General features: G+C 71.2%; 19 protein-coding genes. 6 read left to right on the forward strand and 13 right to left on the reverse strand.

The window, feature by feature from the left end:
* Positions 1-89: 89 nt before the first annotated feature.
* The 3 genes from ACFULQ_RS24155 to ACFULQ_RS24165 all read right to left on the reverse strand — a co-directional run bounded on the left by ACFULQ_RS24155 (position 90) and on the right by ACFULQ_RS24165 (position 5,584).
* On the reverse strand, positions 90-1,535 hold the full coding sequence (locus ACFULQ_RS24155) for an aldehyde dehydrogenase family protein (protein ID WP_383547067.1): 1,446 nt from the start codon (positions 1,533-1,535) through the stop codon (positions 90-92).
* A gap of 100 nt (positions 1,536-1,635) precedes the next feature.
* Positions 1,636-3,339 carry a PucR family transcriptional regulator gene (locus tag ACFULQ_RS24160; protein WP_383547069.1) on the reverse strand — a complete coding sequence of 568 codons (1,704 nt, stop codon included), beginning with the start codon at positions 3,337-3,339 and terminating at the stop codon, positions 1,636-1,638.
* A gap of 136 nt (positions 3,340-3,475) precedes the next feature.
* On the reverse strand, positions 3,476-5,584 hold the full coding sequence (locus ACFULQ_RS24165; RefSeq protein WP_383547071.1) for an ATP-binding protein: 2,109 nt from the start codon (positions 5,582-5,584) through the stop codon (positions 3,476-3,478).
* A 252-nt stretch (positions 5,585-5,836) separates the two neighbouring features.
* On the opposite strand from ACFULQ_RS24165, the gene gabT reads away from it, so the two are divergent.
* Both gabT and ACFULQ_RS24175 read left to right on the forward strand, forming a co-directional pair.
* Positions 5,837-7,171 carry a 4-aminobutyrate--2-oxoglutarate transaminase gene (gene gabT, locus ACFULQ_RS24170; RefSeq protein ID WP_383547073.1) on the forward strand — a complete coding sequence of 445 codons (1,335 nt, stop codon included), beginning with the start codon at positions 5,837-5,839 and terminating at the stop codon, positions 7,169-7,171.
* Between the two features lie 169 nt (positions 7,172-7,340).
* Entirely contained in the window at positions 7,341-8,135 is a 795-nt protein-coding gene (locus tag ACFULQ_RS24175) for a phosphatase PAP2 family protein (RefSeq protein ID WP_383547075.1), read from the forward strand.
* Between the two features lie 422 nt (positions 8,136-8,557).
* On the opposite strand, the gene ACFULQ_RS24180 is transcribed toward ACFULQ_RS24175, so the two are convergent.
* The 7 genes from ACFULQ_RS24180 to ACFULQ_RS24210 all read right to left on the reverse strand — a co-directional run bounded on the left by ACFULQ_RS24180 (position 8,558) and on the right by ACFULQ_RS24210 (position 16,343).
* Positions 8,558-9,013 carry a hypothetical protein gene (locus ACFULQ_RS24180; protein ID WP_383547077.1) on the reverse strand — a complete coding sequence of 152 codons (456 nt, stop codon included), beginning with the start codon at positions 9,011-9,013 and terminating at the stop codon, positions 8,558-8,560.
* A 120-nt stretch (positions 9,014-9,133) separates the two neighbouring features.
* Entirely contained in the window at positions 9,134-10,552 is a 1,419-nt protein-coding gene (locus ACFULQ_RS24185; protein ID WP_383547078.1) for an NAD(P)/FAD-dependent oxidoreductase, read from the reverse strand.
* A gap of 58 nt (positions 10,553-10,610) precedes the next feature.
* Positions 10,611-11,411: an ABC transporter permease gene (locus tag ACFULQ_RS24190; protein ID WP_383547080.1), complete on the reverse strand. Its 801-nt coding sequence runs from the start codon at positions 11,409-11,411 to the stop codon at positions 10,611-10,613.
* Positions 11,412-12,341, reverse strand: a complete 930-nt coding sequence (locus tag ACFULQ_RS24195) for an ABC transporter permease (protein WP_383547082.1) — start codon at positions 12,339-12,341, stop codon at positions 11,412-11,414. It lies immediately after the preceding gene.
* Positions 12,341-13,507: an ABC transporter ATP-binding protein gene (locus tag ACFULQ_RS24200; RefSeq protein ID WP_383547084.1), complete on the reverse strand. Its 1,167-nt coding sequence runs from the start codon at positions 13,505-13,507 to the stop codon at positions 12,341-12,343. Before ACFULQ_RS24200 ends, ACFULQ_RS24195 begins: the two co-directional genes overlap by 1 nt.
* Entirely contained in the window at positions 13,504-14,751 is a 1,248-nt protein-coding gene (locus ACFULQ_RS24205) for a PotD/PotF family extracellular solute-binding protein (RefSeq protein ID WP_383547086.1), read from the reverse strand. The genes ACFULQ_RS24200 and ACFULQ_RS24205 overlap by 4 nt, the downstream gene beginning before the upstream one ends.
* Before the next feature lie 56 nt (positions 14,752-14,807).
* Positions 14,808-16,343, reverse strand: a complete 1,536-nt coding sequence (locus ACFULQ_RS24210) for a gamma-aminobutyraldehyde dehydrogenase (protein ID WP_383547088.1) — start codon at positions 16,341-16,343, stop codon at positions 14,808-14,810.
* Between the two features lie 211 nt (positions 16,344-16,554).
* Here ACFULQ_RS24210 and ACFULQ_RS24215 point away from each other — a divergent pair, with 211 nt between their 5' ends.
* Positions 16,555-17,124, forward strand: coding sequence for an NADAR family protein (locus ACFULQ_RS24215; protein ID WP_383547090.1), 570 nt, complete (start codon positions 16,555-16,557; stop codon positions 17,122-17,124).
* Between the two features lie 8 nt (positions 17,125-17,132).
* On the opposite strand, the gene ACFULQ_RS24220 is transcribed toward ACFULQ_RS24215, so the two are convergent.
* Positions 17,133-17,816, reverse strand: a complete 684-nt coding sequence (locus ACFULQ_RS24220) for a DUF4190 domain-containing protein (protein WP_383547092.1) — start codon at positions 17,814-17,816, stop codon at positions 17,133-17,135.
* Between the two features lie 440 nt (positions 17,817-18,256).
* Here ACFULQ_RS24220 and ACFULQ_RS24225 point away from each other — a divergent pair, with 440 nt between their 5' ends.
* Together ACFULQ_RS24225 and ACFULQ_RS24230 are read left to right on the forward strand one after the other, a co-directional pair.
* A complete protein-coding gene (locus ACFULQ_RS24225; protein ID WP_383547094.1) occupies positions 18,257-19,315 on the forward strand; it encodes an adenosine deaminase in 1,059 nt (352 codons plus the stop codon).
* A 75-nt stretch (positions 19,316-19,390) separates the two neighbouring features.
* Positions 19,391-20,086, forward strand: a complete 696-nt coding sequence (locus ACFULQ_RS24230; protein ID WP_383547096.1) for a glycerophosphodiester phosphodiesterase — start codon at positions 19,391-19,393, stop codon at positions 20,084-20,086.
* A gap of 22 nt (positions 20,087-20,108) precedes the next feature.
* Here the strand turns inward: ACFULQ_RS24230 and ACFULQ_RS24235 are convergent, their stop codons facing one another.
* On the reverse strand, positions 20,109-21,773 hold the full coding sequence (locus ACFULQ_RS24235) for an RNA polymerase sigma factor (RefSeq protein WP_383547098.1): 1,665 nt from the start codon (positions 21,771-21,773) through the stop codon (positions 20,109-20,111).
* 233 nt (positions 21,774-22,006) lie between these two features.
* Here ACFULQ_RS24235 and ACFULQ_RS24240 point away from each other — a divergent pair, with 233 nt between their 5' ends.
* Positions 22,007-23,140: a serine hydrolase domain-containing protein gene (locus ACFULQ_RS24240; protein ID WP_383547100.1), complete on the forward strand. Its 1,134-nt coding sequence runs from the start codon at positions 22,007-22,009 to the stop codon at positions 23,138-23,140.
* Here the strand turns inward: ACFULQ_RS24240 and ACFULQ_RS24245 are convergent.
* Positions 23,133-23,660, reverse strand: a complete 528-nt coding sequence (locus ACFULQ_RS24245; RefSeq protein ID WP_383547102.1) for a hypothetical protein — start codon at positions 23,658-23,660, stop codon at positions 23,133-23,135. The genes ACFULQ_RS24240 and ACFULQ_RS24245 overlap by 8 nt on opposite strands.
* Positions 23,661-23,689: the final 29 nt, after the last annotated feature.

Below are 23,689 nucleotides of genomic sequence, written 5' to 3' on the forward strand. Positions count from 1 at the left end.
GCATCGGTGCCGGGCCCCTTCGGGCGGCGGGTCAGCGTCGCTGTCGCAACCCTACATGAAAATGGTTCCCATTTGCCAGCGGGAGTCCGTCAGAGCGCCAGCCCCGTCAGCACCAGCACCCGCTCGTACGTGTAGTCGTCCATCGCGAACTTCACGCCCTCGCGGCCCACACCGGACTGCTTGGCACCGCCGTACGGCATCTGGTCGGCCCGGTAGGAGGGGACGTCACCGATCACGACGCCGCCGACCTCGAGCGCCCGGTGGGCACGGAAGGCGGCCTGGAGGTCGTGGGTGAACACGCCCGCCTGGAGGCCGTACTTGGAGGCGTTGACGGCCGCGAAGGCCGCGTCCTCGCCGTCCACCTTCTGCACGGTGAGGACCGGTCCGAAGACCTCCTCGCAGGAGATCGTGGTGTCGGCCGGGACGTCGGTGAGGACCGTCGGCGCGTAGGAGGCGCCGTCGCGGTCGCCGCCCGTGAGCAGGGTGGCGCCGGCCTCGACGGCCTCCTTGACCCACGACTCGACGCGCTTGGCGGCGTCCTCGCTGACCAGCGGGCCGACGTCGGTCTTGTCGTCGGAGGGGTCACCGGTCACCTGGGCCTCGACGGCGGCGACGATCCGCGGCAGCAGCCGGTCGTACACCGACGCGTCGGCGATGACCCGCTGCACCGAGATGCAGGACTGGCCGCCCTGGTAGTTGGAGAAGGTCGCGATGCGGGTCGCGGCCCAGTCCAGGTCCTCGTCGGAGGCGTAGTCGCCGAGCACGACCGCGGCGCCGTTGCCGCCCAGCTCCAGCGTGCAGTGCTTGCGCGGCACCGAGTCCATGATCGCGTAACCGACCTTCTCGGAACCGGTGAAGGAGATCACCGGCAGGCGCTCGTCCTGGACAAGGGCGGCCATCCGGTCGTTCGGGACCGGGAGGATGCTCCAGGAACCGGCGGGCAGCTCGGTCTCGGCCAGCAGTTCGCCGATGACGAGGCCCGAGAGCGGGGTGGCCGGGGCGGGCTTCAGGATGATCGGCACTCCGGCCGCGATCGCGGGGGCGATCTTGTGGGCGCAGAGGTTGAGCGGGAAGTTGAAGGGCGCGATCCCGAGCACGACCCCCTTCGGGAAGCGCCGGGTCAGCGCGAGGCGGCCCTGACCACCGAGGTCGGTGTCGAGGCGCTGCGCCTCACCGCCGTTGAAGCGCCGGGCCTCCTCGGCCGCGAACCGGAACACCGACACCGCGCGGCCTACCTCGCCGCGGGCCCACTTGACCGGCTTGCCGTTCTCGGCGGAGATCAGCCGCGCGATCTCCTCGGTGCGCTCGACGAGCCGACGGCTCACATGGTCCAGGGCGGCGGCGCGCACGTGCGCGGGGGTGGCGGCGAACGTGTCCCGTACGGCGTACGCGGCGGCCACGGCCTCCTCGGTCTGCGCGTCGGTCGGCAGGGCGGCCCGGCCGACGAGCCGGCCGTCCCACGGGGAGGTGACGTCGAAGGTGTCCTCGCCGGTGACCTGGCGGCCGGCGAGCCAGAAGGCGTGGGTGGAAGTCATGCCCCCCACGGTAGGTGCGGGAGGCCGGGATCGAATTTGTCCGGGGTGTAGCAGTCCGGTGAACCGGCACTCCAGCCCGGCCAACGGCTACGGCCGACGGCTATTCCGTCGCGGTCGCCTTCAGGGCCAGCCACAGCTCCATCCGTACGTCCGGATCGTCCAGGGAGCGGCCCAGGATCTCCTCGACCCGGCGCATCCGGTAGCGCAGGGTGTGCCGGTGGACGCCGAGGTCGGCGGCGGCCGCGTCCCACTGGCCGTGCCGGGAGAGCCAGGCCCGCAGGGAGGCGACCAGGTCGCCGCGGCCGGTCGCGTCGTGTTCGTACAGGGGCCGCAGCAGGCTGTCCGCGAACGCCTTGACCGCGTCGTCGGAGAGCAGCGGCAGCACGGACCCGGAGGCCAGCTGTTCGTGCTCGCAGTACAGCCGGCCCCGGCGCCGGGCGACCGACAGGGACTGCTCGGCCTGCTTGTATCCCGCCGCGGCGGCGATCGGCCCGACCGGGGCGGAGACCCCGATCACCAGCTCGTCCTCCTCGTGCACCGCGACCGGCCGCCCCTGGGGCCCCGCACCGTTGCGCGATGTCGCCTCGCGTGCGGCGCCGGCCCGCGAGGCCTCCAGTGCCGTCGCGTGGTCCGCGCACGCGGCCACCGCGGCCCCGCCGTCCGCGGCCAGCACCACCAGCCGCTGCCCCTCCCCGTCCCCCTCGGGCACGACCAGCACGGCCTCCCCGGCCCGCGCGGCGGCCGACTCGACGATCTCGGTGAGCGCGGCGAGCGGATCGCCGGGCCCGCCGACGGCCGCGGGGCCCGCCGTGGCGGCCTTCGCGTCCAGGTGCGCGTGCGAGTCGACGGACATCCGCACCGCCGCCGGTTCGGCGACGATCAGCCGGAAGGGCGCGTCCAGGAGCCCGCCGTAGAGGTCGCCCGCGACCGTGCGCGCGTGCTCCGGCTCCCCGGCCAGCAGCATCTTCAGTACGGCGGCGCCGATCCGCTGCTCCGCGGCGTGCAGGGAGCGCGAGCGCTCGGTGGTCAGGGTGAGCAGCGCGATCGCCGAGTGCACCGCGTACCGCTCGGCGGTGCCGAGGGCGGCGGCCGTGCCGACCGCGAGCGCGGCGCGCGGCCGGCGTCCGGTGCCCAGGCTGTGCAGTTCGACCCGGTCGTCGTCCTCGGGGCCCCCGACCACCGAGGAGGCGGGTGCGGGCCGCTCCCGCAGCCGTTCCACGTCGGCGGTGATCCGCGCCGCCCGGCGGCCGGCCCACTCCGGGGCGGTGGCGACGACGGCGCCCGAGGCGTCGTAGAGCGCCGTCCAGCCGTCCACCTGGGAGGCGAGCGCGGCGAGCAGCCCCTCCGGGCCGTCGGTCAGGGCCTGTCGGGTGAGCTCGCGCTGGGCGGCGAAGCCCGCGGTGACGGAACGGTACTGGTCGGCCGCGATCGCCGCGGAGACCGCCTTGCTGATGGCGAGGAAGGGGGTGCGGCGCGGCACTTCGAGCAGCGGCAGCCCCTCGTCGCGGGCGGCGTCGACGAGGGCCGCGGGGATGTCCTCGTAGTTCACGCCGACGGCGAACCCGAGCCCGACGACCCCCGCCCCGGCCAGCCGCTTCACATACCGCCGCATGGCCTCGGGGTCCTCCGCGTCCAGCTTCAGCGCGGTGATCAGCAGCAGCTCGCCGCCCTCCATGTAGGGCACGGGATCGGCGAGTTCGCTGACGTGCGCCCAGCGGACGGGGACGTCCAGCCGGTCCTCGCCCGCGCGCACGGTCAGCTTGAGCGCGGAGTGGTGGACGAGCGAGGCGAGGGTGGGAGGCATGGGGCCTGGGACCTTCGGAGAGGTGGATCTCGGGTGCTCGGGTGCTCGTGCTCGGATGTGAGCGGTGTGATCTTTTGGCCGCCGTGTATGAACGGCCTGTGAGGATTCTGCCTCACTGTACGGTCCTCAGGTCACCTCAACCCCGCAGATCCACCAGCAGCGGCGGCGCGTGCTCCCCCTTCACGCTGGTCAGGGACAGCACCGCGTGCCCCGGCGGCACCCCGTGCGCGAGCTCGGAGGCGGACCAGCGCTCCCGCTCGACCTGCCGCACGGTCACCGCCCGGGCGGTCGGCGCCTTGCCGGTGATGACCTGGCGCACGGCGTGCAGCACCTTGCCGGCCGGGGTCTCCGCGATGATCTGCCGGTCGGTGACGTCCCGGGCCTCGATCCACTCCTTGCCCCACACCTCGGCGAAGTCCTGCCCGTCCCACGGGGTGAGCCCCGACAGCGCCATCCGGCAGCCGGTGGCGCCGAGGAGGGGTCCGCGCAGGGGCCTGGGCACGTCGTCCAGGGTCCGCAGGGTCAGCACGACGCCGGCGTTGCCGGACCGCAGCCGCTGGATGCCCCGCACGGCCTCCGGTGTCACGACCCCCGTGGCGTCGTCGAGGACCAGGCAGGCGAACAGCGACCGGTCCTCGCGCACCGCGACACTCGCCGTGAACTGCGCGAGCACCAGCCGCGCCAGCATCCGGGAGGCGTCGGCGTGCCCGCGCTGGGGCAGGTCGATGCGCACCCGCACCGGATGGTCGAGGGCCTTCAGCGAGAACGGCCGGGACTGCCCGGACGTGTCGAAGAACCCGGCAAAGGCGGGCCGGTCGAGCAGCGCGACCCGGTCCGCGAGGATGCCCCCCACGTCTCCCGGATTCCCCATCTGCCGCTCCCGCGCGTCGAGTTCGCGCAGCAGTGCGTCCTGCCCGGAGTCCTCCAGGCCCTTGCGCAGCGCGGCCAGCGGCGCGGGCGCGCCGTCGAGCAGCTGCCGCAGCTCCGGTACGGAGGGGAAGCGGCCGTGCACCGACCGGAACGGTCCGAGCAGCTGGGCGAGCACGGTGGTGGAGCGCCGGGTGTCGCCCCCCTGGTGCGGCTCGGCGAGATCCCCGACGAGCGCCTCCGCGAGCACGGCGGCGGCCTCGTCGGGGTCGGTGGTGCCGCCGTAGAGGTCGAGGTCGTACACCGACTCCGGATTCCCGATCTGTACGACGACGTCGTAGGCGTCGGCCGGTCCGAGCCCCGCGCCCGCCGCGCCGACCACCACGACGGCGGCCCGGCCGGCGAGGGCGTGCAGGCACAGGGACTCGGCGAGCGGCCTGACGACGGTCCCGGTCTTCCCGGACCCGGCCGGTCCGACGGCGAGCAGCGAGGTCCCGAGCAGTTCGGGGGCGAGCCCCAGCCCGGTGCCCCGGTAGGCGTACGGATTGCGGGCGTCGTCGGCGGTGGTGCCGAGCCGCACCTGCCCGGTCACCAGGTCGTGCCGGGCGAGCCGGCCGGGGAGGTCGCGGGCGCCGGAGGGGTGCAGACAGGCGGCGGCGCCGTCCTTCAGGACGGTGCTGGTGAACGTGGCGAGACTGAACCGCCCACTGCGCACGCCCTGCCACGCCCGGAGGATCCGAGCATGATCCACATCCCGCATCACCCCGGCCCTGACCTCCCCGGCAAGCCGCTCCGCGGCCTCGACGGCACCGGCGGCGCGGAGCTGGGGGTACTCGGCGGGGTCCTCGGCCGGAGCGGGGGCGGGCTGGTGCTGCGGTGGCCTGCGGTGCAGGCGGGGAGTGACGAAGCGGCGCCACACCTCGCCCCAGCGCCCGAGCTTGCCCACCGCGGCCATGATGACCAGGGCGACCAGCAGCTCGTATCCCTTGTAGACGACGAAATTCCAGGTCTCGTCGCTGGTGTAGCGCCAGGAGTCGGGCACCAGCAGCTTGAACGGCAGCGCCCACCAGCCTCCCAGATAGCCGTTCTGGAGAAGCGACCACACGAGCCAGCCGACCAGGAACGCGATCAGTGCTCCGCTCAGCAGCTGCCGGCTGGGCACCTGGTCGGGCTCCTCGGCCGGGCGGGGCCGGTACCCGAAGCGCCACACCCCCGGCACCGCCTCCGGCCGGGGCGTCCGCAGCCAGGTCAGGAAGGCGGAGCCGTCCGGCGGCGGCACCGAGGGCGCCTCCGTGGGCCTCGGTGGCACGGCGGAGCGTGCTCGTGGCACAGGATTCGCATGCGTACCCCGCGCGTCCTGCGTCCCGTCGCTGTCCATCGCCTCTGCTCCCTGACCAGCCGTTCCGTCCACCGTCAGCGGTCAATCTAACGCGCCCGCAAGGGGAGTTCACCGATTGCGCGGCCGAGGCGTCACACCGCCGCGGAAACCGGCTATGTCCACCACGGACAACCGGCCGCTCGGACAACGCCCACATGGAGCATGCCCACCCCACCCGCCCCGTCCTAGCCTGCGAGAAAAGACTGGACAGAGTCCGCGAAATCTCCGCCCGCAACACCCCAGGAGCCCCTCATGACCGCACTTCCGCAGGAGCGCCGCCTCGTCACCCCCATCCCCGGCCCCAAGTCGCAGGAGCTCCAGGCCCGCCGCCTCGCCGCGGTCGCGCAGGGTGTGGGGTCCGTGCTGCCCGTGTTCACGGCGCGCGCGGGCGGCGGGATCATCGAGGACGTCGACGGGAACCGGCTCATCGACTTCGGTTCGGGCATCGCCGTGACCTCCGTCGGCGCCTCCGCCGAGGCCGTCGTACGCCGGGCCTCCGCCCAGCTCGCCGACTTCACCCACACCTGTTTCATGGTCACCCCCTACGAGGGCTACGTGGAGGTCGCGGAGGCGCTGGCCGAGCTGACCCCGGGCGACCACGCCAAGAAGTCCGCCCTGTTCAACTCCGGCGCCGAGGCCGTCGAGAACGCCGTCAAGATCGCCCGGGCGTACACCAAGCGCCAGGCCGTCGTCGTCTTCGACCACGGCTACCACGGCCGCACCAACCTCACCATGGCGCTGACCGCGAAGAACATGCCGTACAAGCACGGCTTCGGTCCGTTCGCGCCCGAGGTGTACCGCGTCCCCGTCGCCTACGGCTACCGCTGGCCGACCGGTCCCGAGAACGCCGGCCCCGAGGCCGCCGCGCAGGCCATCGACCAGATCACCAAGCAGGTCGGCCCGGAGAACGTCGCCGCGATCATCATCGAGCCGGTCCTCGGCGAGGGCGGCTTCATCGAGCCCGCCAAGGGCTTCCTGCCCGCGATCAGCGAGTTCGCCAAGGCCAACGGCATCGTCTTCGTCGCCGACGAGATCCAGTCCGGCTTCTGCCGCACCGGCCAGTGGTTCGCCTGCGAGGACGAGGGCATCGTCCCGGACCTGATCACCACCGCCAAGGGCATCGCCGGCGGCCTCCCGCTCGCCGCCGTCACCGGCCGCGCCGAGATCATGGACGCGGCCCACGCGGGCGGCCTGGGCGGCACCTACGGCGGCAACCCGGTCGCCTGCGCCGGTGCGCTCGGCGCCATCGAGACGATGAAGGAGCTCGACCTCAACGGGAAGGCGAAGGCGATCGAGGCGACCATGAAGGCCCGCCTCACCGCCATGGCCGAGAAGTTCGACGTGATCGGGGACATCCGCGGCCGCGGCGCCATGATCGCCATCGAGCTGGTCAAGGACCGTACGACCAAGGAGCCGAACCCGGAGGCGACCGCCGCGCTCGCCAAGGCCTGCCACCAGGAGGGGCTGCTGGTCCTGACCTGTGGCACCTACGGCAACGTCCTGCGCTTCCTGCCGCCGCTCGTCATCGGCGAGGACCTGCTGAACGAGGGCCTCGACATCATCGAGCAGGCCTTCACCCGCATCTGACGTCACAGGCCCCTCATCCCTTGGGATTCCGGGGCTGCGGTGGCGAGCGGCAGAGGGTGTGAAGAAGGTGTGCGAGGTGGTGGTGAGGATGGGATTCTGGGTGTTGTACGCCGTCCCCCTGCCGTAGGTTCTAACCCAGATGAGAGATACACCCCGCCCACAGGGGACTGTGGGCGACACCAGGCCGGGGCCTCCCCAGCTTCGACCTGGTCGTGCCCTCGCGCACACAACCGGAGCTTCCGGCTCTGGATCTCCTCACCGATCGGACAGTCGCCCGCCCCAAACCCCCCGGGGCGGCCGACCAACCGATCTGATCGGCCGCCCCGGAACCACCCCCCCTGTTCCGGGGCGGCCGGCCTTCCTCATCCTCCTTCTCGGAATTCCGGCCCTCCTCTTCGCCCTGATCACCTGGCAGGTCGTCGAGGACGGGCCGCTTCTGCGTGTCGACCGCCGGGTCAGCCGGGCGCTGATCCACCCGGACCGCCTCTCGGCGGCTCTGTCCGACCTGGGCAATGTCGAGATCGCGGTCCCGGTCCTGGTGGTGGCGATCCTCTTCTCGGCCTGGCGGGGCCGCCGTGCCGGTACAGACCGGTGGTGGTTCCCGCCCCTCGCGGCGGCCGTCCTGATGGCCCTGGTCCCGGCCCTGATCGTGCCGCTCAAGGAACTCACCGACCGCCCGGGCCCCCCGCCCCTGCCGCCCGCGACCGGCTACTTCCCCTCCGGCCACACCGCCACGGCCGCCGTCGCCTACGGCACCGCCACCCTCCTCGTCCTCCCCTGGCTCCGCACACCCCGACTCCGCCGCACCCTCGTCATCGCCTACGGCCTCCTCGTCCTCGGCGTCTCCTTCGGCCTGGTCCGCCACGGCTGGCACTGGCCCCTGGACGTCCTCGCCAGCTGGCTCCTCTGCACGGACCTCCTCCTCGCCCTATGGCTCCTCCTGGCCCGACACAGCCGCCGCTGAAGCCCTGGGGACACCGGGACATACGCGCCGGCCAACTCCTCCACAGAGACCCCCTCCTCACCCCGCGACTCCTCCCGGCCCGACACAGCCCCCGCCAAAGCCCCGGGGACACCGGGACATACGCGCGCCCGACACTTCCACAGAGACCCCCTCCTCACCCCGCGACTCCCCCCGGCCCGACACAGCCCCCGCCAAAGCCCCGGGGACACCGGGACATACACGCCGACCGACACCTCCGCAGAAACCCCCTCCTCACCCCGCGACTCCCCCCGCCCCGACACAGCCGCCGCTGACCCCCTGGCCACACTGGGCATGGTCGCTGCCGGCGGGGGACGCCCGCAGCGCCGCACTCCCACTGTGCACAGGGCGGTCCGGTCCGTCGGCCGCACGGGCGGCCGACGACGGCGTCGTGGTGCGTCGGGTCAGCCGTCCGTCTCCGTCGCCAGGCCCGCCGCCGCCTCGTGCATCGCCAGTTCGAGCAGTGCCGGGTCGGTGAGCGTGCCCGAGCCGTCCGGGGGGACCAGCCAGCGCACCCCGCCGCCGGCCACCCGGCCCGGATACGGCACCACGATCCAGGTACCGGCCCCCGCCGTGCGGATCCCGGTGCCCAGCCAGCGGGCCGCCGTGCCCGGCGGCACGAAGAAGCCCATCCGCGCGTCGCCGAAGTCGACGAGCACCGGGCCGAGCTGGTCGAGGATGCGGGTGAGGACGTCGAGCGTCGGATAACCGAGCTCGCCCGGCAGGATCAGGACGTCCCAGGCCTTGCCCGCCGGCAGCAGCGCCACCCCGAGGGGGTTGCGTTCCCACTCCCAGCGGCAGGCCTCCGGATCCGGTGCGACGGATGCCAGCCACTCGACCGCCGTCTTCGCCCCACTCATGAGAAGACCTCCCTTTCTCTCGTCGACGCTGTTCGCGTCACGAGGGAGAGGAAGGTCCCCTGTCAGGCATTACGCGGGTTCCGACCACCCGTTGGAGTGAATCAGATCACATACGATCGTTCAGCTGTCGAATCCCAGACCGAGCTTGTCCATCGTCCTGAGCCACAGGTTGCGCCGCCCCCCGTGCGAGTCGGCGCGCGCCAACGACCACTTGGTCAGCGCGATGCCGGTCCAGGCGAACGGCTCCGGCGGGAAGGGCAGCGGCTTCTTGCGGACCATCTCCAGCGCGGTCCGCTCGGTCCGCTCCCCCGCCAGCAGGTCCAGCATCACGTCCGCGCCGAACCGGGTCGCGCCCACGCCGAGGCCCGTGTACCCGGCCGCGTAGGCGACCTTGCCCTGGTGGGCGGTGCCGTAGAACGCCGAGAAGCGCGAGCAGGTGTCGATCGCGCCGCCCCACGCGTGGGTGAAGCGGACGCCCTCCAGCTGCGGGAAGCAGGTGAAGAAGTGTCCGGCGAGCTTGGCGTAGGTCTCCGGCCGGTCGTCGTACTCGGCGCGCACCCGGCCGCCGTACGGGTAGACGGCGTCGTAACCGCCCCACAGGATCCGGTTGTCGGCGGAGAGCCGGAAGTAGTGGAACTGGTTCGCCGAGTCCCCGAGCCCCTGCCGGTTCTTCCAGCCGACCGACGCGAGCTGCTCCTCGCTCAGCGGCTCGGTCATCAGCGCGTAGTCGTAGACCGGCACGGTGTACGCCCGCACCCGCTTGACCAGGCTCGGGAAGATGTTGGTGCCGAGCGCGATCTGCCGGGCGCGGACGGAGCCGTACGGCGTGCGGACGGCCATGCCGGCGCCGTACGGCTTCAGGGTGAGCGCGGGGGTGTGCTCGTAGACGCGGACACCGAGCCGCAGGCAAGCCCGCTTCAGACCCCAGACCAGCTTGGCCGGGTTGAGCATGGCCACGCCTCTGCGGTCCCACAGTCCGGCCTCGAAGGTGGGCGAGGCGACCTGCTCGCGCACCGCGTCCGCGTCCAGGAAGTCGATGCCGTCGGCGAGGCCCTTGTCCTGGAGCTCCTCGTACCAGTCGCGCAGCTCCCACGCCTGGTACGTCTCCGTCGCCACGTCGATCTCGCCGGTGCGCTCGAACTCGCAGTCCAGGTCGTGCCGGGCGACCGCCTTCTCGATCTCGTCGAGGTTGCGGGCGCCCAGCTCCTGGAGTCTGTGGATCTCACCCGGCCAGCGGGTCAGCCCGTTGGGCAGGCCGTGGGTGAGGGAGGCGGCGCAGAAGCCGCCGTTGCGGCCGGAGGCGGCCCAGCCCACCTCGCGGCCTTCCAGCAGGACGACATCCCGCCCGGGATCGCGCTCCTTGGCGTTGAGCGCGGTCCACAGCCCGCTGTAGCCGCCTCCGACGACCAGCAGGTCGCAGGTCTCGGCGCCGGTGAGGGCGGGCTCGGGGCGGGGCCGACCGGGGTCGTCCAGCCAGTACGGAACCGGCTGTGCTTCGGAAAGTGCCTTGGTCCAACGGCTCATGGCGCTCGGGGCCATGATTTCAACTCCCTACAGGGGGTTCTTGAAACGGTCTTGAAGGGTTGTGGAAAAAGGCTTATGCCTTTTGCCTGTTACGGCGGTTGCCGATGACCATCGAGGCCAGGACCAGAAGGACCGCGACCAGGAACATGGCCGTACCGATGACATTGATCTGGACGGGCGTGCCGCGCTGTGCCGAACCCCAGACGAACATGGGGAAGGTGACGGTCGAGCCCGCGTTGAAATTGGTGATGATGAAATCGTCGAAGGAGAGCGCGAAGGCGAGCAGCGCGCCCGCCGCGATTCCGGGGGCCGCGATGGGCAGGGTCACCCGGAGGAAGGTCTGGACGGGACTCGCGTACAGATCCCGGGCCGCCTCCTCCAGGCGCGGGTCCATCGACATCACGCGCGCCTTGACGGCGACGACGACAAAGCTGAGGCAGAACATGATGTGGGCGATCAGGATCGTCCAGAAACCCAGCTGGGCACCCAGGTTGAGGAACAGGGTGAGCAGCGAGGCCGCCATGACGACCTCGGGCATCGCCATCGGGAGGAAGATCAGCGAGTTCACGGTGCCCCGCGCGCGGAACCGGTAACGGACCAGCGCGAAGGCGATCATGCTGCCGAGGACGGTCGCGCCGATCGTCGCCCAGAACGCGATCTGGAGGCTGATGGAGAGCGAGCCGCACATGTCGGCGACCCCGCAGGGGTCCTTCCAGGCGTCCGTGGAGAACTGCTGCCACTGGTAGTTGAAGCGGCCCTTGGGTTTGTTGAAGGAGAACACCGTGACGACGACGTTCGGAAGGAGAAGATATCCGAGCGTGATCAGTCCGGCGATGACGACGAGGTTGCGCTTGAGCCAGTTGACGAAGGTCATTTAAACCAGATCCTCCGTGCCGGACCTACGGATGTAGAGCGTGACCATGAAGAGAATCGCGGCCATCAGGATGAAGGAGAGGGCCGCGGCCGTCGGATAGTCCAGGATCCGCAGGAACTGCGTCTGGATGACGTTTCCGACCATGCGGGTGTCCGTGGAGCCGAGCAGGTCCGCGTTGACGTAGTCACCGGCCGCCGGGATGAAGGTCAGCAGCGTGCCGGAGACCACGCCCGGCATCGACAGCGGGAAGGTGACCTTGCGGAAGGTGGTGACCGGCTTGGCGTAGAGATCGCCCGCCGCCTCGTGCAGCCGGCCGTCGATGCGCTCCAGTGAGGTGTAGAGCGGCAGGATCATGAACGGCAGGAAGTTGTACGTCAGACCGCAGACCACCGCGAGCGGTGTGGCGAGGACGCGGTCGCCGGACGTCCAGCCGAGCCAGCTGGTGACGTCCAGGACGTGCAGGGCGTTGAGGGCGCCGACGACCGGGCCGCCGTCCGCGAGGATCGTCTTCCAGGCGAGGGTGCGGATCAGGAAGCTGGTGAAGAAGGGCGCGATCACCAGGACCATGATCAGGTTCCGCCAGCGTCCCGCGCGGAACGCGATCAGATACGCCAGCGGATATCCCAGCACCAGACAGAGGATCGTCGCGGCACCGGCGTACAGGATCGACCGCAGGAACTGCGGCCAGTACTCGGACAGCGCGTCCCAGTAGGTGGCGAAGTGCCAGGTGACCTTGTAGCCCGTCTCCAGGGAGCCCGTCTGCACGGACGTGGAGGCCTGGTAGATCATCGGCAGGGCGAAGAAGACCAGCAGCCAGAGGATGCCGGGCAGCAGCAGCCAGTACGGCGTGAAGCGGCCTCTCCTGCGTGGGGGCTTCTTCTCGGGCGCGGTCGGTGAGAGAGGCGGCGGCGCCTCGGTGAGCGTCGCCATCAGACCGTCGCCTCTTCCTGGATGCCGGCGTCGATGTCCTGGGCCGCGTCCAGACCGAAGGTGTGCGCCGGGTTCCAGTGCAGGACGACCTCGGCGCCGGGCACCAGCCGGGCGTCGCGGTCGATGTTCTGGGCGTAGACCTCGAACTCCGGACAGACGGGGCTGTCGATGACGTACTGCGTGGAGACGCCGATGAAGGAGGAGTCGGCGATCGTGCCGGTGATGCGGTTGCGGCCCTCGGGGATCTCCCCGGCCTGGTCCGCGTGCGTGAGCGAGATCTTCTCGGGACGCACACCGACGAGCACCTTGCCGCCGGTCGCCGTGGGCCCGGCGTACCGCGCCTCGGGCAGCACCAGCTTGCCGCCGCCCGCCTTCAGGACGATCTCGCCGCCGCTCTTCGAGTCGACCTCGGCCTCGATGAGGTTGGAGGTGCCGAGGAAGTTGGCGACGAAGGTGGTCTGCGGGTTCTCGTACAGGTCGGTCGGCGAACCGAGCTGCTCGACACGGCCCGCGTTCATCACGGCGACCGTGTCGGCCATGGTCATGGCCTCCTCCTGGTCGTGCGTGACGTGCACGAAGGTGATGCCGACCTCGGTCTGGATGCGCTTGAGCTCCAGCTGCATCTGGCGGCGCAGCTTGAGGTCGAGGGCGCCGAGCGGCTCGTCGAGCAGGAGCACCTTGGGCGTGTTGATCAGGGCTCTCGCCACCGCCACCCGCTGCTGCTGGCCGCCGGAGAGCTGGTGCGGTTTCTTGCGCGCCTGCTCCCCCAGCTGGACGAGCTCCAGCATGTCCTCGACCTGCTTCTTCACCGACTTGATGCCGCGCCGGCGCAGACCGAAGGCGACGTTCTCGAAGATGTCGAGGTGCGGGAAGAGGGCGTAGGACTGGAAGACGGTGTTCACCGGCCGCTTGTAGGGAGGCAGCCGGGTGACCTCCTGGTCGCCGAGGTGCACGGTGCCCGTGGTGGGCTCCTCCAGGCCGGCGATCATGCGCAGGGTGGTGGTCTTGCCGCAGCCGGAGGCGCCGAGCAGGGCGAAGAAGGAGCCCTGGGGCACGGTCAGGTCCAGCGGCTGTACGGCGGTGAAGCCGTTGTCGTACGTCTTGCTGATGCCGGAGAGGCGGACGTCTCCGCTGGTGTCGGTGTTCTTGTTCGTCACGGTGATCACGCCCCAGTCAGCTTCGCGAACTTCTCTTCAAAGGCCGTCTCTTCCTTCGAGCTCAGTGAGCGGAAGGCGTGCGACTTCGCGGCCATGGCCTTGTCGGGGATGATCAGCGGGTTGTTCGCCGCATCCTTGTCGATCTTCGCCAGCTCGGGCTTCACCCCGTCGACGGGAGAGACGTAGTTGATGTACGCGGCGAGCTCGGCGGCCGGCTTCGGCTCGTAGTAGAAGTCGATGAGCCGCTCGGCGTTCGTCTTGTGACGGGCCTTGTTGGGGATCAGCATGTTGTCGGTCGACGTCATGTATCCGCTCTCGGGGATGATGAAGTCGATGTCCGGGCTGTCCGCCTTCAGCTGGACGACGTCACCGGCCCAGGCGATACAGGCCGCGAAGTCGCCGCTGGTCAGGTCGGAGGTGTAGTCGTTGCCGGTGAAGCGGCGGATCTGCCCCTTGTCGACGGCCTTCTGGAGCCGTGCGATCGCCGCGTCGTAGTCGTCGGCGGTGAACTTCGCGGGGTCCTTGCCCATGTCGAGCAGGGTCATGCCGATGCTGTCGCGCATCTCCGACAGGAAGCCGACGCGGCCCTTGAGCTTGGGGTTGTCGAGCAGGTCGGAGACCGACTTGACCTCCTGGCCGTCGAGCGCCTTCTTGTTGTAGGCGATGACGGTCGAGATGCCCTGCCACACATAGGAGTACGCCCGTCCCGGGTCCCAGTCGGGCTCGCGGAACTGCTGGGACAGGTTGGCGTACGCGTGGGGCAGGTTGGAGGAGTCCAGTTTCTGGACCCACCCCAGCCGGATGAGCCGGGCGGCGAGCCAGTCGGTGAGCACGATGATGTCGCGCCCGGTGTCCTGCCCGGCCGCGAGCTGCGGCTTGATCTTGCCGAAGAACTCGACGTTGTCGTTGATGTCCTCGGTGTACTTGACCGAGATACCGGTCCGCTTCTTGAACTGGTCGAGCGTGGGGTGGTGCTTCTCGCTCTCGTCCACGTCGATGTACTCGGTCCAGTTGGAGAAGTTGACGACCTTCTCCTTGGCCGAGTGGTCCTCGGCGGAGACTCCGCCCTGGGTGTTGCCGGCCGCGGGGATGCCGCAGGCGCTCAGCGTGCCGAGGCCGCCGACCGCGAGCGCGCCGCCCGCGGAGGCGCGCAACAGGGACCGCCGGGTCATGGCGGCCCGGCCGCTTCGGAAACTGCGCCGCATGGCGGCCACTTGGGCCGGCGACAGGCGGTCGGGCTCGTACTGCTCCATGCGCTGGTGCCCTTTCGGGAAGTGGGCGGCCGCGGGTCGGGCGGCCTGAACAACGGCTATCGGTCCCCGAAGATCGTGCGGTGCCAGTCCTTCCTGGCGATCGCGGTGTTGTCGAACATGACGTGCTTGATCTGCGTGTACTCCTCGAACGAGTACGAGGACATGTCCTTGCCGAAGCCGGACGCCTGGTACCCGCCGTGGGGCATCTCGCTGATGATCGGGATGTGGTCGTTGACCCACACGCACCCGGCCTTGATCTCGCGGGTGGCCCGGTTGGCCCGGTAGACGTCCCGGCTCCAGGCGGAGGCGGCGAGCCCGTAGGGGGTGTCGTTGGCGAGCCGGATGCCCTCGTCGTCGCTGTCGAACGGCAGCACGACCAGCACCGGCCCGAAGATCTCGGACTGGACGATCTCACTGTCCTGCGCGGCGTCGGCGACGAGCGTGGGCTTGTAGTACGCCCCCTTGGCGAGCTCCCCGCCGGGCGCCTCCCCGCCCGCCACCACGCGCGCGTAGGCCCGCGCGCGGTCGACGAACCCGGCGACCCGGTCCCGCTGGACGTGCGAGATCAGCGGCCCGAGATCGGTACCGGCGGCGAACGGGTCGCCGAGCCGGACGGTCTCCATGAGGGCGGCGGTGCGCTCCACGAACGCCTCGTAGAGAGGCCGCTGCACGTACGCGCGCGTGGCGGCCGTGCAGTCCTGCCCGGTGTTGATGAGCGCCCCGGCGACGGCCCCGTTGACGGCGGCCTCCAGGTCGGCGTCGTCGAAGACGAGGAAGGGGGCCTTGCCGCCGAGCTCCAGGTGCAGTCGCTTGACGGTGGCGGTGGCGATCTCGGCGACCCGCTTGCCCACGGCCGTCGACCCGGTGAACGAGGTCATGGCCACGTCGGGATGCCCGACCAGCCGCTCCCCCGCCTCCTTCCCGGTCCCGGTGACGATGTTGATGACACCGGCGGGGATCCCGGCGTCGGTGGCGGCCTGGGCGAACAGCAGCGAGGTCAGGGGGGTGATCTCGGCGGGCTTCAGCACAATGGTGTTGCCCGCGGCGACGGCAGGAAGGATTTTCCAGGCGGCCATCTGGAGCGGATAGTTCCAGGGCGCGATGGACCCGACGACCCCGATCGGCTCCCGCCGGACGTACGACGTGTGATCGCCGGAGTACTCCCCGGCGGACTGCCCCTGAAGATGACGGGCGGCACCGGCGAAAAAGGACGTGTTGTCGATGGTCCCCGGGACGTCGAACTCCCGGGTCAGCTTCAGCGGCTTCCCGCACTGGAGCGACTCCGCGCGGGCGAAGTCCTCGGCACGGTCGGCGAGCACGGCCGCGAACCGGTGCAGGGCGTCGGACCGCTCGCCGGGAGTGGCGCCCGCCCAGCCGGGAAAGGCCTCGCGTGCCGCGGCGACGGCGGCGTCCACGTCCGCCGCGCCCGCCAGCTCATAGGTGAGGACCTCCTCCCCGCTCGCGGGGTCCACGACCGCGTGCGTACGCCCGGAGGTCCCCTTGGTGAGACGCCCTGCGATGAACTGCGCGCCGTCGGCGAACCGCTCCTGGGCCGCGAACCGGTCCGGGGTGGCACTGCCCGGGTTGTGCATGTCGCTCTCCTCCGCCGTGACCCCTCGGCTCCCGAGGGCGGGTGGCGTAGCTCCAGCTCGATTTGAGTGCCGATCCTGACAGAGCAATGGCACTCCTACAAGTGATTCCGTTGTTGCCTTTCGGTTACGCGACGGAATCTGTCGACCAGGTGTCGAGTCGTCCCCGAAAAGGAAGGACGGAGTGTCAGTGGTACCTGCCAGACTCGCGTGCATGGGGAAGATCGCGGGGAAGATCGATTCACAGGACGCCCTGGTCAAGCAGGTCCGGGCAGGCACACACATCAAGTATCTGCACTTCTGGGGACACCGGCCGCGTGCGGACGGCCGCGTCGGCGCCAGTTGTCTGAGCCAGTGGTGGCCGTCACCGTTCGTGGTCGACGCAGTGAGCTATGCGACCGCCGAGCACTGGATGATGGCGGGCAAGGCGCGTCTTTTCGAAGATCGGGAAGCGGAGGCCGCGGTGCTCTCCGCCGGACATCCGTCCCAGGCCAAGAAGGCGGGCCGGCTGGTCCGCGGCTTCGACGAGCGGACCTGGCAGCGGGAGCGCTTCGGGATCGTCGTGGAGGGCAGCGTCCACAAGTTCGCGGCCCATGACGACCTGCGCGAATTCCTCCTGAACACCGGCGACCGTGTGCTGGTGGAGGCCAGCCCGGTGGACCGGGTGTGGGGCATCGGCCTCGCCGCGGACGACGAGGCGGCGAGCGACCCGGAGCGCTGGCGGGGCCCGAACCTCCTGGGCTTCGCCCTGATGGAGGCCCGGGACCGCCTCAGAAACGCCTGACCGGCGGGCTAGCCCAGCGGGGCGGCGGCCACCACGGCGAGGGAGCCGTCGTAGTAGTCGGAGTCGTCCTCCGAGTTGATGGCGGCGGTGATGCCGATGGCGAGCAGCACGATCACCGCGATGCCGAGGATCGTCCCGATGATCCCCATGATGAAACCGGCCTGCGCCTGACCGTGGTTGGTGGCCTCACCGCGCTCGGCCCGCTTGCGCCCCTTGATCCCGAAGACGATCGCGAGGACACCGAGCACGAGGGAGAGGATGCCGTACATGCAGAACAGGGCGCAGGACAGGATGCCCAGCACCATCGCGGCGACACCCATGCCGTTCTGCGGAGGCATCGGCGGGGCCCAGCCGTATCCCTGCGGGGCCTGGGGGTAGCCCGGGTACCCGTATCCGGCCGGACCTCCGGGACCGCCGGGACCGCCGGGCGCGATGGGAGGCGGCGGCACGGAGCCGGGCCCTCCGGGTATACCGGGTGCGGGTGCGCCCTGCTCGGGGGCGGGGTACCCATAACCGGGCGTCGGAGCGCCGGCCGGGGGCGGGAAGCCGTACCCGTCACCGGGCACCGACGTCACGGTGGCCTGATCATGCACGGACGGCGGCGGCGCACTCTTCTCCAACGAAGGCCCACTCCCGGGCGCCGCCCACGGATCCTGCCCGGCGTCCCCGCTCGACTGCGTTCCGTCGGTCATGCCCATGTCCCCCTAGATCGTCCGTCCGACCATGTTACGGCGCCGGTCGCGTGAGAGGGTGCCGGGTCAGGTTGTCGGGCGGGTGCGGGTCCGTCGTGGCTTGTCGCGCAGTTCCCCGCGCCCCTAGGGGGTTGCAGTCACGCCCGCCCCCACCGGACCGTTGGCCGCGTACGGCGCGAAGGGGACGGGGTGGGGGTGTCCGCCCGCAGCGGCCGGCGTCCGTTGCAGGGCCCCTTTTTCGAGTGCGCTACAGGCGCCCCCACCGAACAGCGACGGGCCGCCGCAGGCCCCTCAGGGGCGCGGGGAACTGCGCAAAACGCCCGCCCCCACCCAGCCGCACCCGAACAACCACCCCGTCCTACGATGACCCCACCGATCAGCCGATCACCGCGCGCCGCCCCGCACGAACACCGCGCCGCGCCCTGCCAGGGGAGGCCCCCATGACGACGACACCCGACACCAACCCCGACACCACCCTGCACGCCTTCATCGCCGAACTGCCGAAGGCCGAACTACACGTCCACCACGTCGGCTCCGCCTCCCCCCGCATCGTCTCCGAACTCGCCGCCCGCCACCCCGACTCCAAGGTCCCCACCGACCCCGAAGCCCTCGTCGACTACTTCACCTTCACGGACTTCGCCCACTTCATCGACGTCTACCTCAGCGTCGTGGACCTGATCCGCACCCCCGAGGACGTCCGGCTCCTGACCTTCGAGGTCGCCCGGGACCTCGCCCGCCAGCAGGTCCGCTACGCCGAGCTCACCATCACCCCGTTCTCCTCCACCCGCCGCGGCATCGACGAACGCGCGTTCATGGAGGCCATCGAGGACGCCCGCAAGGCCGCGGAGTCCGAGTTCGGCACGGTCCTGCGCTGGTGCTTCGACATCCCCGGCGAGGCCGGTCTGGAGGCGGCCGAGGAGACGGCGAGGCTCGCCACCGACGACCGCCTCCGCCCGGAGGGCCTCGTGAGCTTCGGCCTCGGCGGCCCCGAGATCGGCGTCCCCCGCCCCCAGTTCAAGCCGTACTTCGACCGGGCCATCGCGGCGGGCCTGCACTCCGTCCCGCACGCCGGCGAGACGACCGGCCCGGAGACGGTGTGGGACGCCCTCACCCACCTCCGCGCCGAGCGCATCGGCCACGGCACCAGCTCCGCCCAGGACCCGAAGCTCCTCGCGCACCTCGCCGAGCACCGCATCCCGCTGGAGGTGTGCCCCACCTCCAACATCGCCACCCGGGCCGTCCGCACCCTCGACGAGCACCCGATCAAGGAGTTCGCGCAGGCGGGGATCGTCGTCACGATCAACTCCGACGACCCGCCGATGTTCGGCACCGACCTCAACAGCGAGTACGCGGTGGCGGCAAGGCTCCTGGACCTCGACGAACGCGGCCTGGCGGAGCTCGCGAAGAACGCCGTCGACGCGTCCTTCCTGGACGAAGCGGGCAAGACCAGGATCAAGAACGAGATCGACAGCCACACCACCGCCTGGCTCGCCCCCTGAACAACCGCCTCCCGAACCCACCGCCCCGATCCCACCGCCCCGATCCCACCGCACCGAACCCACCACAATGGGCGCATGCAGAAGCTGACGGCCGTGGCACACCGCGGCGCCCCCTACCGCGTCCGTGAGAACACGATCGACTCCCTGCGCACCGCGCTCGACCTGGGTGCGGACGCGGTGGAGGTCGACGTACGGCTCACCAGGGACGGCGTACCGGTGCTGCTCCACGACCACACGCTGAAGCGGCTGTGGGAGCACGACCGTCCGCTGCTGTCCCTGTCCGCGGACGAGGTGCGGGGGCTGACCGACGGCCAGGTGCCGACGCTCGCGGAGGCGCTGCGGGCCACCGAGGGCGAGCGCCTGATGCTCGACCTGCCCGGCACCCGCGAGGTACGGGTCGCCCGCCGCGTGGTCGACGTGGTGCGCGAGCAGGGCGCCCAGGACCGCGTCTACTACTGCGCCGACGCCACGGCCATGCTCGCCGTCCGCGAGGCCGACCCGTCGGCGGAGATCGCCCTCACCTGGACGAGCCTCGCACCCCCGCGCCCCGCCCTGCTGAACGCGGTCAAGCCCCGCTGGCTCAACTACCGCTTCGCCCTGATGGACCAGGACCTCGCCGACCGCATCCACAGGGACGGTTACCTGATCTCGGTCTGGACCCCCGACACCCGCCGCTCGATGCGCCGCCTCGCCGGGATGGGCGTCGACTCGATCACCACGAACCGGGTGGACCTGCTCTGCGCGCTACGGGAATCCGACCCGACGGGCTAGCACCCACAGGAGTGCCGCGGCGCTACACCCGGGACTTCTGGGCGACCGTCGCCGGATCGGCCGGAGTAGAGCGGGTGACGTACTGCGGGACCGGGGTGTCGTCCTTGCCGGCGTCGCGGACCAGGCCGTAGCGCTCGGCCCCTTGGGCGGGGCCGGTGGTGATGTCCTTCTCGACCGCGTCCCAGGTGGAGGGGAAGACGCTGAGGTTGTAGTCGGCGCCGCGTTCGTTGCAGGTGAGGGTGACGCTGCCGTCGAGGTAGAAGTACTCGTTCTGCCACATCTGCTGCGCGCCCGGGGGCAGGACGGTGTAGCCGGTGGCCGAGCTGCCCATGCCGGTGGCGCTGCTGTCGGTCGCGCTGACGGGGTCGTCCATCCGGCGGCCGCCGCCCGAGGCCACGTGGAACAGCCTGCCCTTGAGGCCGGTCCAGGACGGCATGACCAGGCCGCCGGGCCGGTACTGCGGCGCGATCTGCCAGCGGACGAGGACATAGCCCTCGCCGGTGAGCGTGACGGCGTCCCCGCGGTGGTTCATGACGGCGTGCGCGCCGCCGGTGCTGGTGAGCCCGGTCTCGGGCCGGTGGGGCAGGGCGGCGGGCGGGGTGTCCGGGTTCGGGGCCCGGTCGACGGCGTCGACGACACTGCCGTAGAGGACGGTCTTCGTGGGGGTCGCCGAGGGGGAGGGAGGGGAGGGAGACGGCGAGGGGGGCGGGGTGGGCGTCGGCGGGGGCGCCCGGTGGGTGCTCGCGGCCGTCGGTGAGGTCGCCACCCGCGGTGCGGGGGTGTCCGGGGGCCGGGTGACGACGTACGCGCCGCCCGCGACGATCGTGGCGCCCGCGGTGGCCGCGACGACGGGCTGGGTGAGGGCGCTCAGCACCTTGGCGGACCAGCTCACGGACGCGACCGTGGCGGCCGCGGCCGTCTTGCCGCCGAAGGCCAGGGAGAGCGTGAAGCCGACCGGGACGGGCACCAGCGCGATGCCGACCAGCAGCCGTTCCGCCGGTACGACGGTCTCGCGGGGGTCGCCGCAGTAGCCGCAGCCGCGGATGTGCCGGGCGAGCCGCTTGCGCCAGACCGAGTCGGGGCGGCCGTTCCAGCGGGCGGTCATCTCGCGCAGGTCCGGGCAGGCGCCTTCGAGCGCGCGGACGATGCCGCGGGAGGTCTCCAGGCGCTCCTTCATCCGCTGCACGCGCACGGCGGCGTGCTGCCGGCTGATGCCGACGGCGGCGGCCAGCTCGCGCCGGCTGAGCTCGCCCGCGACCTCCAGCCACCACAGCGAGAGCAGTTGCCGGTCCTCGTCGTCGAGCCACCGCACGGCCTCCGCGACCTCGCGCCGCTGCCCCTCCAACTGGAGCCTCAGTACGGTGAGTTCGGCGAAGTCGGCGGCGTCGCGGGCGGCCGACTCGTCCAGCGGGGCGGGGGTTCTGCGGCGGGCGCGGTCCCGTATCTGGCGCATGGTGATGGCGACCAGCCAGGACCGGAAGCTGTCCGGGTCGCGCAGACTGCCGAGGTTGTCGACGGCCCGCAGCATGGTCTCCTGGACGACGTCGTCCACGTCGGCGTGGCCGTTCAGGGCGCGGCCGACGATGTTGTACACCAGCGGCAGCCAGCCCTCGACGAGCTCGTCCAGCGCGCGTCGGTCGCCGGCCTGCGCCGCCGCGATGGTGTCGCGCCACTGCCGCGTGTCCACGTCGTCCTTTCCGGCCGGTGCCCCTTCGTGCCTGTTCGTGCGTGGAGACGGAGTGAAGGGCTCCGCGATAACAGTTTTTTCTCCCCTAGGGGGCTTCTCCGGGCAACTCCCGTGACAGAAGCGTGAGTTGCTCAGGGGTTCACCAGGGTCAGGGCCCTCCTCCGTGAGGATCCCGCCGCCTCGACGGCCCCGCAGGATGATCACACACATCCCACAGCCCCTGGAGTCGACCCGTGCGTGACCTCCGTCGCAGAAGCCTCCTGTCCGGCGCCCTCACCGCACCCCTGGCCGTCGCCCTGCCGGTGTCGCCGGCGCTCGCGCGCACCGCCTCCGGGCCGGACGCCAAGGCCTTGCGCGCCGCGCTCGCGGGGCTTCCGGACGCCGACGCCACCGCCGCCCTGGTGCGGGTCGGCGGCAGGGACGGCAGATGGCGGGGCAGTTCGGGCGTGCACGACCTGGAGAGCGGACGGTCCGCCGATCCCGACGGGCGCTTCCGGGCCGGGTCGACGACGAAGGTGGTGACGGCGGCGACCGTGCTGCGGCTGGTGGACGAGGGCCGGATCGACCTGGACACACCCGTCCAGCACTACCTGCCCGGCCTCCTCGGCAGCCGGTTCCGGCCGGTCACCGTCCGGCAGCTGCTGAACCACACGAGCGGCATCCCGGCGGGCGACGGTCTCGGCACCACCTTCGAGGAGGTGTACGCCCGCCGTTTCGAGACGCTCGACCCGGAGCGGGTGGCCGCGTCCGCGGGCGCGAAGGAGCCGGAGTTCTGCCCGGGGAAGCGGCAGCACTACCTCAACATCAACTACACGTTCCTCGGGCTGCTGATCGAGCGGGTGACAGGGCGGCCGTACGCGTCGGAGGCCGCCCGGCTGGTGCTGGCGCCGGCCGGGATGCGGGACACGTACTTCCCCGGCACCGACCCGCGCATCCGCGGCCCGCACAACCGGGGCTACCAGGCGGTGCGGAGGGCCGACGGGACCACGGAGTTCCTGGACGTCACGGAGTGGAACCAGGCGGACCGGTTCGCGGCCGGGGACATGATCTCCACGACCGCGGACCTGGAGCGCCTGCTCACCGGTCTCCTCCGGGGCCGGATCGTGCCGCGGCGGCTGATGAGGGAGGTCTTCTCGGTCCCGACGGGCATCACCGGCGCGAGTTACAGCGCGGGCGGCCTTCAGCGCTTCGAGACCGGCGGGACGGTGTACTGGGTCAAGTCCGGTGGCCGGTACGGCTACAACTCGGCGATCGCCGGCACCCGCGACCTGAGCCGCACACTCGTCTACTCGGTCAACTCCACCGACGCGAAGAGCGAGGACGCGAACCCGGTCGTCGGCCGGATCATCACGGCCGCGCTCAGGTAGCGGGCACGGCACGGGGGCCGGGCGTGGCGTCGGCCGCCGTGAGCGCCTCCAGCCGCTTGATCTTCTTCCGTACGACATACAGGGGGACCACTCCCACCACCCCGAACGACATGTCGATCACGCTCCACCAGAAGGGGATGCCGCGGATCGGTCCGCAGATCAGGGCCAGCGGGACGATCCCCGCGCAGGCGATCATCCCAAACTCGACGACCCAGATGTTGCGGACCGGGTCGCGGTAGGGGCCGTAGAAGGCGACCGCGATGACCAGGTGGGCGAAGGCCAGCCAGTCCGTGCCGTAGAGGAGGAAGGGGTAGTCGGCGTCGGCGGTGTCGAGCCCGCGCCGGACGCGCGTGATCCAGTGCATCAGGGCGTCCGGCGCGGGCAGGTGGCGCAGTGCTTCCTCGGTCCAGCGCAGTTCGTGGACGAGCGGGAAGGCGGTGGCCCCGCTGAGCACCAGGCAGACGACGAAGAGGGCCAGCCATGCGCGGATGCCCCTGAGTTGGGCGGCTCTGTCGCTCATGGCAGCAGCGTACGCCTGGAATTGAACAT

The sequence above is a fragment of the Streptomyces sp. NPDC057253 genome (genome assembly GCF_042669125.1).
In the GTDB taxonomy this organism is placed as follows: Bacteria; Actinomycetota; Actinomycetes; order Streptomycetales; family Streptomycetaceae; genus Streptomyces.

What these genes read in the sequence shown, in the direction of transcription:
- ACFULQ_RS24155 (WP_383547067.1), bottom strand. Translation starts at nt 1,535, where the DNA reads ATGACTTCCACCCACGCCTTCTGGCTCGCCGGCCGCCAGGTCACCGGC.
- ACFULQ_RS24160 (WP_383547069.1), bottom strand. Translation starts at nt 3,339, where the DNA reads ATGCCTCCCACCCTCGCCTCGCTCGTCCACCACTCCGCGCTCAAGCTG.
- ACFULQ_RS24165 (WP_383547071.1), bottom strand. Translation starts at nt 5,584, where the DNA reads ATGGACAGCGACGGGACGCAGGACGCGCGGGGTACGCATGCGAATCCT.
- gabT (WP_383547073.1), top strand. Translation starts at nt 5,837, where the DNA reads ATGACCGCACTTCCGCAGGAGCGCCGCCTCGTCACCCCCATCCCCGGC.
- ACFULQ_RS24180 (WP_383547077.1), bottom strand. Translation starts at nt 9,013, where the DNA reads ATGAGTGGGGCGAAGACGGCGGTCGAGTGGCTGGCATCCGTCGCACCG.
- ACFULQ_RS24185 (WP_383547078.1), bottom strand. Translation starts at nt 10,552, where the DNA reads ATGGCCCCGAGCGCCATGAGCCGTTGGACCAAGGCACTTTCCGAAGCA.
- ACFULQ_RS24190 (WP_383547080.1), bottom strand. Translation starts at nt 11,411, where the DNA reads ATGACCTTCGTCAACTGGCTCAAGCGCAACCTCGTCGTCATCGCCGGA.
- ACFULQ_RS24195 (WP_383547082.1), bottom strand. Translation starts at nt 12,341, where the DNA reads ATGGCGACGCTCACCGAGGCGCCGCCGCCTCTCTCACCGACCGCGCCC.
- ACFULQ_RS24205 (WP_383547086.1), bottom strand. Translation starts at nt 14,751, where the DNA reads ATGGAGCAGTACGAGCCCGACCGCCTGTCGCCGGCCCAAGTGGCCGCC.
- ACFULQ_RS24210 (WP_383547088.1), bottom strand. Translation starts at nt 16,343, where the DNA reads ATGCACAACCCGGGCAGTGCCACCCCGGACCGGTTCGCGGCCCAGGAG.
- ACFULQ_RS24215 (WP_383547090.1), top strand. Translation starts at nt 16,555, where the DNA reads ATGGGGAAGATCGCGGGGAAGATCGATTCACAGGACGCCCTGGTCAAG.
- ACFULQ_RS24220 (WP_383547092.1), bottom strand. Translation starts at nt 17,816, where the DNA reads ATGACCGACGGAACGCAGTCGAGCGGGGACGCCGGGCAGGATCCGTGG.
- ACFULQ_RS24225 (WP_383547094.1), top strand. Translation starts at nt 18,257, where the DNA reads ATGACGACGACACCCGACACCAACCCCGACACCACCCTGCACGCCTTC.
- ACFULQ_RS24230 (WP_383547096.1), top strand. Translation starts at nt 19,391, where the DNA reads ATGCAGAAGCTGACGGCCGTGGCACACCGCGGCGCCCCCTACCGCGTC.
- ACFULQ_RS24245 (WP_383547102.1), bottom strand. Translation starts at nt 23,660, where the DNA reads ATGAGCGACAGAGCCGCCCAACTCAGGGGCATCCGCGCATGGCTGGCC.